This is a genomic window from Sediminicoccus sp. BL-A-41-H5, from assembly GCF_050632405.1.
In the GTDB taxonomy this organism is placed as follows: Bacteria; Pseudomonadota; Alphaproteobacteria; order Acetobacterales; family Acetobacteraceae; genus Roseococcus.
In genome coordinates this window covers 2,756,858-2,769,170 of record NZ_CP192601.1, presented here as the reverse complement: position 1 = coordinate 2,769,170, position 12,313 = coordinate 2,756,858, and the positions used below count along the sequence as shown (strand labels likewise).

Annotated in this window: 13 protein-coding genes and 1 tRNA gene; 6 read left to right on the top strand and 8 right to left on the bottom strand. The window is 70.8% G+C overall.

The features are described from left to right. Window positions 1–42: 42 nt before the first annotated feature. Together ACQ860_RS13625 and ACQ860_RS13620 are read right to left on the bottom strand one after the other, a co-directional pair. Window positions 43–936, bottom strand: a complete 894-nt coding sequence (locus ACQ860_RS13625) for an NAD(P)-dependent oxidoreductase (RefSeq protein ID WP_431303893.1) — start codon at window positions 934–936, stop codon at window positions 43–45. A gap of 3 nt (window positions 937–939) precedes the next feature. Beyond that, complete coding sequence (locus ACQ860_RS13620; protein WP_431303892.1) at window positions 940–1,407, bottom strand: carboxymuconolactone decarboxylase family protein; 468 nt, start codon at window positions 1,405–1,407, stop codon at window positions 940–942. A gap of 81 nt (window positions 1,408–1,488) precedes the next feature. On the opposite strand from ACQ860_RS13620, the gene ACQ860_RS13615 reads away from it, so the two are divergent. Together ACQ860_RS13615 and ACQ860_RS13610 are read left to right on the top strand one after the other, a co-directional pair. After that, complete coding sequence (locus ACQ860_RS13615) at window positions 1,489–2,370, top strand: alpha/beta fold hydrolase (protein WP_431303891.1); 882 nt, start codon at window positions 1,489–1,491, stop codon at window positions 2,368–2,370. Beyond that, entirely contained in the window at window positions 2,363–2,713 is a 351-nt protein-coding gene (locus tag ACQ860_RS13610; protein ID WP_431303890.1) for a hypothetical protein, read from the top strand. Before ACQ860_RS13615 ends, ACQ860_RS13610 begins: the two co-directional genes overlap by 8 nt. A 233-nt stretch (window positions 2,714–2,946) precedes the next feature. On the opposite strand, the gene ACQ860_RS13605 is transcribed toward ACQ860_RS13610, so the two are convergent. Next, the gene (locus tag ACQ860_RS13605) at window positions 2,947–4,581 is read right to left on the bottom strand and encodes a gamma-glutamyltransferase family protein (protein ID WP_431303889.1); all 1,635 of its coding nucleotides are present in this window, start codon (window positions 4,579–4,581) and stop codon (window positions 2,947–2,949) included. Between the two features lie 61 nt (window positions 4,582–4,642). Here ACQ860_RS13605 and ACQ860_RS13600 point away from each other — a divergent pair, with 61 nt between their 5' ends. Further along, window positions 4,643–5,590: a Bug family tripartite tricarboxylate transporter substrate binding protein gene (locus ACQ860_RS13600; RefSeq protein ID WP_431303888.1), complete on the top strand. Its 948-nt coding sequence runs from the start codon at window positions 4,643–4,645 to the stop codon at window positions 5,588–5,590. Window positions 5,591–5,625: 35 nt separating this feature from the next. Then, window positions 5,626–5,700: transfer RNA gene (locus ACQ860_RS13595), tRNA-Gly, on the top strand. A 16-nt stretch (window positions 5,701–5,716) separates the two neighbouring features. On the opposite strand, the gene ACQ860_RS13590 is transcribed toward ACQ860_RS13595, so the two are convergent. The 3 genes from ACQ860_RS13590 to ACQ860_RS13580 are packed head-to-tail and all read right to left on the bottom strand — an operon-like array spanning window position 5,717 to window position 8,201. Continuing rightward, the gene (locus ACQ860_RS13590) at window positions 5,717–6,097 is read right to left on the bottom strand and encodes a histidine triad nucleotide-binding protein (RefSeq protein ID WP_431303887.1); all 381 of its coding nucleotides are present in this window, start codon (window positions 6,095–6,097) and stop codon (window positions 5,717–5,719) included. A gap of 41 nt (window positions 6,098–6,138) precedes the next feature. After that, window positions 6,139–6,972, bottom strand: a complete 834-nt coding sequence (locus ACQ860_RS13585; protein WP_431303886.1) for an HpcH/HpaI aldolase/citrate lyase family protein — start codon at window positions 6,970–6,972, stop codon at window positions 6,139–6,141. Beyond that, window positions 6,972–8,201: a CaiB/BaiF CoA transferase family protein gene (locus ACQ860_RS13580; protein ID WP_431303885.1), complete on the bottom strand. Its 1,230-nt coding sequence runs from the start codon at window positions 8,199–8,201 to the stop codon at window positions 6,972–6,974. Before ACQ860_RS13580 ends, ACQ860_RS13585 begins: the two co-directional genes overlap by 1 nt. An 81-nt stretch (window positions 8,202–8,282) precedes the next feature. Here ACQ860_RS13580 and ACQ860_RS13575 point away from each other — a divergent pair, with 81 nt between their 5' ends. Continuing rightward, complete coding sequence (locus ACQ860_RS13575) at window positions 8,283–9,209, top strand: polysaccharide deacetylase family protein (protein WP_431303884.1); 927 nt, start codon at window positions 8,283–8,285, stop codon at window positions 9,207–9,209. A gap of 7 nt (window positions 9,210–9,216) precedes the next feature. On the opposite strand, the gene ACQ860_RS13570 is transcribed toward ACQ860_RS13575, so the two are convergent. Next, window positions 9,217–10,188 (bottom strand): Bug family tripartite tricarboxylate transporter substrate binding protein, encoded by a 972-nt coding sequence (locus ACQ860_RS13570; RefSeq protein WP_431303883.1) that lies wholly within the window; start codon window positions 10,186–10,188, stop codon window positions 9,217–9,219. A gap of 120 nt (window positions 10,189–10,308) precedes the next feature. Here ACQ860_RS13570 and ACQ860_RS13565 point away from each other — a divergent pair, with 120 nt between their 5' ends. Next, window positions 10,309–11,424: a serine hydrolase domain-containing protein gene (locus tag ACQ860_RS13565; RefSeq protein ID WP_431303882.1), complete on the top strand. Its 1,116-nt coding sequence runs from the start codon at window positions 10,309–10,311 to the stop codon at window positions 11,422–11,424. Here ACQ860_RS13565 and ACQ860_RS13560 read toward each other — a convergent pair. Then, the gene (locus ACQ860_RS13560; RefSeq protein WP_431303881.1) at window positions 11,414–12,256 is read right to left on the bottom strand and encodes a ParB/RepB/Spo0J family partition protein; all 843 of its coding nucleotides are present in this window, start codon (window positions 12,254–12,256) and stop codon (window positions 11,414–11,416) included. The two genes, ACQ860_RS13565 and ACQ860_RS13560, sit on opposite strands and share 11 nt — an antisense overlap. Window positions 12,257–12,313 lie beyond the last annotated feature (57 nt).

Sequence of the window (12,313 nt, the reverse complement as noted above, 5' to 3'; positions counted from 1 at the left end):
GAACTCGTTCCCTGCCGGGGTCGAGGGGCAGAGCCCCTCGCTTCAGGTATTGCCCCCCGTGAGCGTCTGATTGGCCAGCCGTTCCGACAGCTTCGCCACTGCCGTGTGATCCTCGCCCGGCCCCAGATGTGTCGCCGCCGCCGCCCAGAGTTCACGCGTCAGCGCCGAGAGCGGCGTCGGCACGCCCGCTTCCTTGCCGACCTCGATGGCGATGGAGAGGTCCTTCACCATCAGGTCGAGCCCGAAGCCGGAATCGAAGCGCCGGGACAGCACGAATTGCCGGAACTTCTTCTGGGTGGAGTTGTTCATCCCCGTCGAGGAATTCAGCACATCCACCATCAGCCCAGGTTCGAGGCCGAGCTTCTGGCCGATCAGCAACGCCTCGATGCCCATCAGGAAGCCGCCGGCGCTGACCAGGTTGTTCAGCGCCTTCATTGCCTGGCCCGCGCCGATCCCGCCGCAGCGGTGCAGCGAGGTGCCCATGGCGCGCAGGATGGGTTCGGCGGCGTCGAGATCCGCCGTCTCGCCGCCCAGCATGATGGCGAGCTCGCCCGTCTTCGCGCGCGGCACGCCGCCGGAGACGGGGCCGTCCACCATGCGGATCTTGCGCGTGGCCAGCCGCGCCGCGATCTCGCGCGTGCGGGTCGGGTTGCCCGAGGTCATGTCGATGAAGAGCGCGCCCTCGGGCAGGGCGGGAAGCACGGCGTCGGCGACGAGCGCCACTTCCTTGCTGGTGGGCAGGATGCAGAGGAAGGCGTCCACGCCCTTCGCCGCTTCCGCGGGCGAGGCGGCGGCCTGGCCGCCCACCTCGCTGACGAAGCGCGCCACGCGCTCGGGCGAGATGTCGGTGACGGTGACATCATGGCCGGCCTTGATGAGGTTGGCCGCCATGGGCCAACCCATATTGCCGATGCCGGCGAAGGCGAGGCGCGCCATGGCCTACTTCTTCGCCTTCTTGGCGGCGGGCTTCGGCGCGGCGGCGGCCTTCGCCTTCTTCGCCGGCTTCTCGGCCTTGGGCTGGATCGCGCCCTCGGCCAGCAGCACCTCATGCGTCGCCTTGAAGGCGTCGAGGCCGGCGGGAATGCCGCAATAGGCGGTGGCGTGCAGCAGCGTCGCCTTGATCTCCTCGACGGTCACGCCGTTGGCCAGCGCGCCCTTCACATGCAGCTTCACCTCGGGGATCTTCCCCAGCGCGGTGAGCATGGCGAGGTTGATGATGGAGCGCGTCTTGCGGTCCAGCGTCGGGTCGCCCCAGGCCCAGCCCCAGGCCCAGGCGGTGGTGGCGCGCTGGAAGGACATCATGAATTCGTCGGCCTTGGCCATGCTGCCATCCACATATTCGGCGCCGAGCACGGCGCGGCGGATGGGCAGGCCCTTCTTGAACAGCTTGTCGTCGTCGAGCGCCATGGAAGTTCCCCTTGGGTTGCTGGGTTGTTGAAAGTTGCCGCAGGCTAATCGCCGCGAGAGACGGGTCAATGGGAGGCTGGGATGTTCTTCGAGGGATTCACGCTGGAAACGCGCGAGGTGGATGGCATGGCGGTGCGCTACCGCCGCGGCGGCAAGGGCCCGCCGCTCCTGCTGCTGCACGGCAACCCGCAGACGCATGCCATGTGGCACCGCGTCGCGCCGGAGCTGGCGGAGCGCTTCACCGTCATCGCGGCCGATATCCGCGGCTACGGGTTTTCCGCGAAGCCGGGTGTGACGGCGGATCACGCGCCCTATTCCAAGCGCGAGATGGCCAAGGATGTGGTGGGGCTGATGCGCGGCCTCGGCTTCGATCGCTTCCGCATCGTGAGCCATGATCGCGGGGCGCGGCTCGCGCATCGCATCGCGCTGGATCACCCGGCCTGCGTGGAAAAGCTCTGCGTGATGGATATCGTGCCGACGCTGCATCACTTCGAGCATGCCGACATGAAGTTCGGCCTTGGCTACTACCATTGGTTCTGGTTCGCGCAGCCGCATCCGGGGCCGGAGACGCTGATCAGCGCGGATGTGGAGGCGTGGTTCGACATCCACACCTCGCGCGAGCCCAAGGATCGCAGCTTCTTCCACCCCGAGGCGCGGGCCGATTACCTCGCCGCGCTGCGCCTGCCGGGGACGGTGACGGCGATCTGCGAGGATTATCGCGCGGCTGCGAGCATTGACCTGGAGCATGACCGCGCGAGCCGCGCGGCGGGCGTGCGGGTGCAATGCCCGGTGCTGGCGCTGTGGGGTTCCAAGGGCAAGATCGGGCAGTGGTATGACGCGCTGGAGGTCTGGCGCGCCTATGCGGATGGGCCGGTGAGCGGGCATGCGGTGAACAGCGGGCATTACCTGGCGGAGGAAGCGCCCGGCGAGGTGCTGGTGGCGCTGGAGGGCTTTCTTGCGTGAGCTGACGCTGCGCGTGGCGGCGCCGGAGGATGCGGCGCGGGTCTCGGCGGTGCTCGCGGCGTCCTACGGCACGTTGTGTCGCGGCGCCCGCGAGCCGGAGGCGCTGGATGCCGTGCTGGCGCTGGTGAGCCGGGAGCGGCCGGAGCTGCTGGCTTCGGGGTGGTCCTTTCTGGCGCTGCGGGGCGATGTGGTGGCGGCTTTCGGCGGCTGGAGCCTGGAGGACCCGGGCAGCGGCGTCGCGGAGGCGGGCGGGGTGCCGGCGCCTGACCTGATGAGCCGCGAAGACCGCCGATTTCGACAGGCGGAGCGCATGAATCTTGACCGGAAAGGCATTTTGTCCTAACGACGATAGCGACAATCGGGGTCCCCATGTCCGGCCGGCGCAGTGCTGCCGCCCCGGGGTCTCGCCTTGGCTGGCAGGATGATTCAGCCTCGACCCACCCGGCATCAAGGCGCCCCATCGGCTGCGATTTCGCGCGCGATGGCGGGCGCGGCTGCGCGGGCCGGAACCGAGCCCGCGCCTTGGGTCCGGGCCGTTTTCCAGGATGGGTGATTTGTCCGAAAGCGCGGTGGCGCTCAATCTCCCAGCGCGGCGCCGTCGCGCCTCGGGTCGGCCGCGCCTTCCAGCCCGCCGGGGATGCGGCGGATCACCTGCAGGCCGGTGTTGATCACCACCACGCGCGGCGCATGGCCCATGGCGCTGAGCGCGGGGGCGAGGGCGGCGGCGGCCGTGCCTTGCTCCAGCTCCACCACGCCGGATTGCGCGCCCAGGCGCGCGCGGGATGCGGCGGCCCAGGCGTCGCGGTTCCAGGCGAGGATCTCGGCCAGGCCGGCGGCCACCGCATCGGGAATCCAGGAGCCGCCGCCGGCGCCGATGACGATCTCGGGCGCGCCCGTCGTGCCGAAGACGATGCTGGGGGCCATGGTGGTGGCGGGTCGCTTGCCGCCCTGCATGCGGTTGGGCGAGTTGGATTGCGGGTTCACGGCGAAATTCGTGTTGCCGTTGTTGAGCGCCACACCCATCGCCATCAGATCGGCGCCGAAATTCAGGTTGTTGGTGGTGGTGAAGGCGACGGCGCCGCCCATCGCGTCCATCACGGAGATATGGCTGGTCATCGGCGCGTTCTCGGGCGTGCCGGGGGTGATTTCGGGGCGGGCCTGGGTCGGGCTGATGAGTTCCGCGCGGGCGTCGAGGTAGCGGCGCGCGACCATCGCATCCTCCGGCACGGTGATGAAGCGCGGGTCGCCCACCCAGCGCAGCCGGTCGGCCCGGGCGAGGCGGCCGGCCTCGATCAGCAGATGCGCGGCCGCGGCGCTGCCCGGCGTGGCCTGTGCGAAGCCCGTGCGCTCCAGCAGGCCGAGCTGCTGCAGCACGGAGACGCCGCCGGAGGAGGGGGCGGCGGCGGTGCAGATGCGGTGGCCGAAGGCCTGGCCGCACAGCGCCTCACGCGGGAGGGCGCGGTAGGCGCGGAGGTCCTCGGGCGTGATCAGGCCGGGGATGGGGCTGTCGCGCGTGGCGGCGAGGAAGGCTTCGGCGAGCGGGCCCTCGCGCAGGGCGGCGGCGCCGTGGGCGGCGATGAGGCGCAGCGCCTCGGCCTGGGCGGGGTTGCGGAGGATGTGGCCAGCGGGGTGGGGCGTGCCGTCCTCGGCGTAGAAGAGGGCGCGGAAATCGGGGTTCTGGCGGAGCGCGGGGGCGCGGGCGGTGAGCACGGCGTGGAGATAGGGCGGAATCGGGAAGCCCTGCGCGGCCAGGCGGATGGCGGGGGCGAAGAGGCTGGCCCAGGGCAGGCGGCCGAGGGCGGCGTGCCCGGCCTCCAGCGCCGCGATGCTGCCGGGGATGGCGACGGCGCGGCCGCTGCGGGCGACGCTGGGGGGAAGGCGGCTGCCATCGGTGTCGAGCGTGAGCGAGGGCGTGGCGGCGGCGGGCGCTTCGGCCACGCCGTCCCAGTGCCAGGTGCGGCGGGTGGCGGGATCCCAGGCCAGCAGCAGGCCGCCCCCGAAGAGGCCGGAGGCGTGGGGCTCGACGAGGCTCAGGACCGCCTGGGCGGCGATGGTGGCATCCATGGCGCTGCCGCCGGCGCGAAGCATCTCGAGCCCGGCGGCGGAGGCCATGGGGTTGGCGGTGGCGACCATCTGGCGCGTGGCGCGCGTGGCCTCGGCCTGGGCGGCGAGGGGCGCCAGCAGGAGCAGCAGCAGGAGAAGGGCGCGCATGGATCGGGCTTCCGGGGGAGGGCGTTCTTGGCCACGATGGCGGAACATCCGGGAGACCGCCATGCGCCGCCGCTCTGTCCTTGCCCTGCCCTTCCTTGCCACGCCTGCAATCGCGCAAAGCCCCGCGCCGCGGGCGCTGCGCGTGATCGTGCCCTTCGGGGCGGGGGGCATCATCGACGTGGCGACGCGGCTGCTGGCGGAGCCGATGGGGGCGGAGCTGGGGCAGACGGTCCTGATCGAGAACCAGCCTGGCGCGGGGGCGACCATCGGCGCGCGCAACGTGGCGCGCGCGGCGCCGGATGGGCAGACGCTGCTGGTGAGCGGCGCCGCGCATGCGGTGATGCCGGCCCTCTATCCGGACGCGCCCGATCCGGCGCGGGACTTCACGCCGATCACGCTGATCTCGCAGCAGCCCTTCCTGCTGGCGGTGCACCCTTCCAACCCCGCGCGCAGCCTGCCGGCCTTCCTGGCCTGGCTGCGGGAGAAGCGGGACACGGCGACCTTCGGGACGACGGGCGTGGGGGCGGCCTCGCACCTCGCCGGCGAATTGCTGAAGAAGCTGGCGGGGGTGGATTTCACCGTGGTGCCCTATCGCGGCACGCCCCAGGCGGTGACGGATCTGACGGCCGGGCGGCTCGACTTCATGATCGACAGCCAGACGCTGCTGGCGCCGCTGGCCCGCGCCGGCCAGGTGGTGGGGCTGGCGGTGACGACGGCCGGGCGCTCGCAGATGCTGCCGGATCTGCCGAGCATCGCGGAGGTGGTGCCGGGCTTCGAGAGCTCCTCCTGGCAGGGGATGTATGCGCCGGCGGGGCTGCCGGCGCCGATGGTCGCGCGGCTGGCGGCGGCGGCGCAGGTGGCGCTGGCGCGGCCGGAATTGCAGGCGCGCTTCGCTGATGCGGGCTTGCAGATGATGCCGACGGGGCCGGAGGCGCTGCGGACATTCCTGGCGGCGGAGACGGCGCGCTGGGTGCCGATCCTGCAGGCGACGGGTGCGCGTGGGGGTTGAGAAGGGGCGCGGCTGTCTGTAGGGTCTGCGGGAGCGCGGGCGTAGTTCAGAGGTAGAACGTCAGCTTCCCAAGCTGAATGTCGTGGGTTCGATTCCCATCGCCCGCTCCACTTTCCCCAATCCAGATCAGACCGGCGTGAGCATCCGCCCCAGCGGCCGGCCGCCCAGCACGTGCACGTGGAAATGCGGCACTTCCTGGCCGGAATGCGGGCCCATGTTCGTGATCAGCCGGTGGCCGGGCTGCTCCAGGCCGAGCGACTTCGCCACCGCGCCGACCGCGCGCCAGAAGCCCGCGATTTCCTCCGTGGTGGCGCCCGCGTGGAAATCGGCGGCGCTGACATAGGCGCCCTTGGGGATCACCAGGACATGAGTCGGGGCCAGCGGGTTGATGTCGTGGAAGGCGAGGGCGAACTCGTCCTCATGCACCTTCTTGCAGGGAATCTCCCCGCGCAGGATGCGCGCGAAGATGTTTTGCGGATCATAGGGGGGAAGGCCGGAGACGCTCATGCGGCGCAGGTTAGTGCAAGCGCTGCCGCGTTGGAATCACCTCATCCCTCACCCGCCTGGGCCAGGATGCGGCGGGCCCGGATGAGGATGGGTTCGTCCACCATCAGCCCATCCACGACGAAGGAGCCCCGGCCCTCGCGCGCCGCTTTCTCGCCGGCGGCGAGCTGCCGGCGGGCGAGGTCGAGCTCGGCCGCGCTGGGGGAAAAGCCCTGGTTCAGGATGGGCACGAGGGAGGGGTGGATGCAGCTCGCGCCGACCAGGCCGGTGCGCTTGGAGCGGGCGACAAGGGCGCGCACCTTCTCGGCGTCCTTGTAGTCGGCGACGGTGCCGAGCGTCCCGAGCGGGGCCACGCCCGCCGCCACGGCGGCCAGCACCATCTGGCGCTTGGCCATGGCGATGATCTCGTCATCCGCGGCCGCACCGCATTCGGCGGCCAGGTCCTCGGCGCCGATGAGCAGGCCGGCGACGCGCGGCGAGGCGCGGGCGATCTCGTGCAGGGAGCGCAGCGCGGCCGCGGTCTCGACCATGGGGATGATGCGCATGTGCCCGGTGAGCAATTCGCAGGCGAGCTGGACATGGTCGGGGCCCAGCACCTTGGTGAGCAGGATGCCATCGGCCCCGGCGGCGACGGCGGCCTCGATGTCGCCCACGGCGAGGCGCAGCGGCCGGTTCACGCGGACCAGCACCTCGGAGCCGCCGGAGCGCGCGATGGGGATGGCGGTGGCCAGCGCGGCGCGGGCCTCGGCCTTGCGCTCATGGGGGATGCTGTCCTCGAGGTCGAGCAGGATGGCATCGGCGCCGGCGGTCGCGGATTTCTCCACGAAGCGCGGCACGTTCGCCGGCACATACAGCATCGAACGCCAGATGCGGGCCATCACTTGGTCTCCCCGTCGAGCACGATGCGCGCGGCGCGCAGGCGTGCGAGTTCTTGAGCGCCCAGCAGCGGGCCAAGCAAAGCGTCATTGTCCTGGCCCAGGCTGGGGGCCGGGTTGCGCAGGATGCCGGGTGTGCCGGAGAGGCGCGGCACCTCGCCATGCATGGGCAGCCAGCCGCCGGGCATCTCGGCATCGGGCACTTCGATCAGCGCCTCGCGGCCGGCGACGTAATGGTCCTGCTCCAGGCCGGCCACGTCCATGATGGGGCCGATGGTCACGCCGTCGCGGTCGAACTGCGCCAGCGCCTCTTCCATGGTGAGCTGCGCCACGGCGTCGCGCACCACCGCATCGATCTCCTCGATGTGGCGGAGGCGGTCGCTGTTGGTGCGGAAGCGGGGGTCGTCCACCAGTTCGGGGCGGCCGATGCTCTTCATGAGCTTCACGAAGATCGCCTGGGTGGAGCTGGACAGGCCGACCCAGCCGCCATCCTTGGTCTGATAGGCGTTGCGCGGCGCGGTGTTGGTGCTGCGGCTGCCGGTGCGCGGCTTGAGCTTCCGGGTGATGCGGTAATTCGCCATCTGCGGCTCGAGCACGGAGAAGATCGGCTCGAAGAGCGAGAGGTCCACCACCTGGCCCTGGCCGGTGCGCTCGGCATGCCGCAGGGCGATGAGGGTGGAGGAGGCGCCCATCAGGCCGGCATAGGCATCGGCCATGAACATGGGGGGCAGGACGGGCGGTCGGTCCTCGTAGCCGTTGATGGCGGCGAAGCCGGAATAGCCCTCCACCAGCGTGCCGAAGCCGGGCTTGTGCGCGAAGGGCCCGGTCTGCCCCCAGCCGGAGACGCGGACGATCACCAAGCGCGGGTTCAGCGCGAGCAGGGTTTCGGGCGCCAGGCCCATCTCCTCCAGCACGCCGGGCCGGAAGCTTTCGACGAAGATGGCGGCGGTTTCCGTGAGGCGCTTCACCACGGCGATGGCGTCGGGCTGGCGGAGGTCGAGGCAGATGCTGCGCTTGTTGCGGCACCAGGTCTTCCAGGAGGTCTCCACGCCGCCGACCTTCCAGGCGCGCAGCGAATCCCCGGCGGGGGGCTCGACCTTGATGACCTCCGCGCCCTGGTCGCTCAGCATCTTGGTGAGCATGTTGCCGGCGACGAGGCGGGAGAGATCCACCACGCGCAGGCCATCCAGCGCGCCTGTCGCCGCCGCGTGGAATTCGCGCCGCGTGAGCATCTTTCCCCGGTTTCCCCGCTCCATTGATCGGGGGCGACGCTATGGGCCAGTCTGGACCCGGTCAATGCGGAGGCGGCGCGAGTGGCATATCAAGCAAGGCGCGATTTCATCGGCTATGGCGCGAACCCGCCGGATCCCCGCTGGCCGGGCGGCGCGAAGCTGGCGCTGAACTTCGTGCTGAATGTGGAGGAGGGCTCCGAGCCTTCGGTGCAGGATGGCGAGGGGTTTTCGGAGACGAACCTCAGCGAGGCGCATGGGCGGAACCAGATCCCCAAAGGGCGGGACCTCGCGGCGGAGACGCTGTTCGAATATGGCAGCCGGGTGGGGTTCTGGCGCATCACGCGGATGTTCGCGGAGCGCGGCTTGCCGCTGACCATGTTCGCCTGCGCGCTGGCGCTGGAGCGCAATCCGGAGATCGCGGCGGCCATCCGGAATTCCGGGAATGACGTCTGCTCGCATGGCTGGCGCTGGATCAAGCATTTCGAGCTGGAGGAGGCGGAGGAGCGCGAGCATATCGCGCGCGCCGTCGCCTCGCTGGAGCGGACCACGGGGCAGAAGCCCTCGGGCTGGTATTGCCGCTATGGACCCTCGGTGAACACGCGAAGGCTCGTCGCGGAGCATGGGGGCTTTCTCTACGACAGCGACCATTATGGCGATGAACTGCCCTTCTGGGTGACGGTCGAGGGCCAGGGGCACCTGATCGTGCCCTATTCGATGGCGACGAATGACGCGAAGTATTTCGGCGCGATCGGCAATGGCGAGCAGTGGTTCGGCTATCTCCGCGACGCCTTCGACACCATGCTGGACGAAGGCCGGCGTGGGCGGCCTGCCATGATGTCGGTGGGGCTGCACCCGCGCATCACCGGCCAGCCGGCGCGGGCCGCGGGACTGCGGCGCCTGCTGGACCATGTGATGGCCCAGCCTGATGTCTGGGTGGCGCGGCGCGAGGACATCGCGCGGCACTGGTTGGCCACGCACCCCTATCCGGGGCGCGGGCTGAACGAGTGAGGGCGGCTCAGTCGGCCCGGATGCCGGCTTCCCGAACGAGCCGGCCCCAGCGTTGCACCTCGGCCTCCATGAAGGTCCGGGAGCGGTCGGGCTCCCAGCCCAGCATGTCGAAGCCGCCATCCTCGCCGCGGCGGCGGAGGTCGGCGTCGCGCATGGCCAGTTGCGTCGCGCGGCTGATTTCCGTCAGCGCGGGCCGTGGCACGGCGGTATTGGTGAGCATCGCCGTCCAGTTGGTCATTTCCAGGCCGGGCGCGTTCGCTTCCAGCACGGTCGGGATGTCGGGGACCAGCCGGTGGCGGGTCGAACTGGTGACGGCGAGGCCGCGCAGGCGCCCGGCCTGGATCTGCGCCAGGCACTCCGGCAGGTTGGAGACCATGAAGTCGAGATTGCCGGCGACGAGGTCGGTCACGCCCGGCGCGCCGCCGCGATAGGGCACATGGGTAATGTTGCCGCCGGCGCCGGAGACGCGGCGGAACAGCTCCAGCCCCAGATGCGGGGGCGAGCCATTGCCGGAAGAACCGCCATTCAGCACGCGCGACCGCGCCTGGGCGATGAGGTCGGCCAGCGAGCGTGCGGGGTTGTTGGCGTTGACCACGACGACGAGCGGCAGCGAACCCAGCACGGAGACAGGGACGAAATCCCGCATCAGATCATAGGGCGCATTGGGGAAGAGGCTTACATTCACCGCATGTGTCAGGGTGATGGCGAGCAGCGTATGGCCATCCGGCGGGGATTTCGCGGCGGCGTCGGCGCCGATCAGCGCATTGCCGCCGGCGCGGTTCTCGACGACGACGGGCTTGCCCCAGATCTCGGAAAGCTTCTGCGCGACGAGGCGCGCCATGATGTCGGTGAGGCCCGCGGGGGTGAAGGGCACGATGTAGCGGACGGCACGGTCCGGGAAACTCGGCGCGGTTTGCGCCTGGGCGAGCATGGGAAGGCCGAAGGGCAGGCCGAACGCCGCCCGGCGGGTGATGGACATGATGATTCCTCCGGTGGGTGATGATCGCACCCTTGGCGGCGAGTGTAGGCGAAGCCGGGGCCGGTTTGGCAAGCCGCGAAGGCTCTGGCGTAATGATCGCGCATACGAAGGAAGCCATCCATGACTGACGCCTTTCCGCTGCCCAGCGCGAGCCCCGCCGAACTGGGCCTGGACCCCGCCAAGCTCGATCTGCTCTGTGCGCGGATCGAGGCGGATATCGCGGCGGGGCATCACCCGGGCGCGCAGGTGGCGATCGCCCGGCACGGCCAGCTCGGCTTCTTTCGCAGCTTCGGCGCGGCGCGGCGGGGTCTCGCCGCGAATGACGCGACACTCTGGCTGCTCTACTCCAACACCAAGGTCATCACCGCCGCCGGGCTCTGGGCGCTGGCCGAGGAGGGCCGGCTGCGGCTGACGGATACGATCGCGCAGCACCTGCCGGGCTTCGAGGCGGGCGGGAAGGGCAACATCACCTTTATCGAACTGCTGACCCACCAGGCTGGTTTCCCGAGCGCGGAGGTTCCAGCCGCCGCCTGGGAGGATGCGGCCCTGCTGCGGGAGGTGGTCTGCGGCTTCCAGCTGGAATGGGAGCCGGGAAGTTCCGTGCGCTACCATCCGGCCTCGGCGCATTGGGTGGCGGCGGCGGTGATCCGCGCGGTGACGGGCGAGGACCACCGCGCCTATCTCCGCCGGCGGATCATCGCGCCGCTGGGGCTGGAGGGGGAGCTTTTCGTCGGCGTCCCGCCGGAGGTGCAGCCGCGCACGGTGGACATGCATGACGTGGACGGCTCGGTGAGGATGCCGGAGGGCACGGCGGCGCATCGGGCGGCCGGCATTCCGGGCGGCGGCGGCTATGGCACGGCGCGGGCGATGGCGGCCTTCTACCAGGCCCTGCTGAATGGCGGGGCGGTGGCGGGCCGCCGCGTCATCTCACCGCGGATGATCGGCTATGCCATTCGCAACTACACGGGCGACCGGCCGGATGAGTACAACGGGATGCCGATGCATCGCGGGCTCGGGCCGCATCTGCGGGGCGAGACGCCGGGCATTCGCGGGCTGGGGGATATCGCGCATCCCGGCACCTTCGGGCATGGCGGCGTGGGGTCGTCCTATTGCTGGGGGGACCCGGCCTCCGGCGTGTCCTTCGCCTTCCTCTCGAACACGCGTCAGACGGAGGAATTCCACGGGCCGCGGATGAACACGATCAGCAACCTCGTCCACGCGGCCATCATTTCGTGAGAAGGCGGACCAGCCCATCGAGCTGGTCGAGGTCCTTGTAGGCGAGCACCACCTGCCCGCCGCGCTGGCCGTGGCGGATGGTGACCTTGAGGCCCAGATGGGCGGTGATCTGCCGCTCCAGCGCCCGGGTCTCGGCGTCGGATTTCGGCTGGCGCGGCGCGGGGCCGACATTCTTCGTGGCGGCCAGGGCTTCCGCCTGGCGCACGTTCAGGCCGCGATCCACCACCTGGAGCGCGAGGGCCACGGGGTCCTTCGCGGTGAGCAGGGCGCGGGCGTGGCCGGCGGTCAGCGCGCCCTCGCGCAGCAATTCGCGCACGCGCTCGGGCAGGTTGAGCAGGCGCAGCGTGTTGGCGACATGGGGGCGGCTCTTGCCGACGGCGCGGGCCAGCGCCTCCTGTGTCAGGCCGAACTGCTCGGTGAGGCGGCCATAGCCTTCCGCTTCCTCCAGCGGGTTGAGGTCCTGGCGCTGCAGGTTCTCGACGAGGCCGGCGGCCATCGCTTCGCGGTCGGAGAATTCGCGGACCAGGGCCGGCACTTCGTGCAGGCCGGCGGCCTGGGCCGCGCGCCAGCGGCGCTCGCCGCCGATGATCTGGTAGCGGTTGGCCTTGCCCTTGGTGGGGCGCACCAGGATGGGCTGCAGCACGCCATGCTCGCGGATGGAGGCGGTGAGTTCGGCCAGCGCGGCCTCATCCATCGCTTCGCGTGGCTGGAAGGGGCCTGGCTCCATGGCGCCGACCTGGAGGGTGCGCAGGCCGGGCGCACTGGGGTTGACGGCGGCGGCATCGCCCAGCAGGGCGGAGAGGCCGCGGCCGAGGGCGGGGGGTTTGGTCATGGGGCGGCCTCCTCGGCCATCCTGGGGGCAGGCGGTTTCGGCCCTGGATGGTCACAC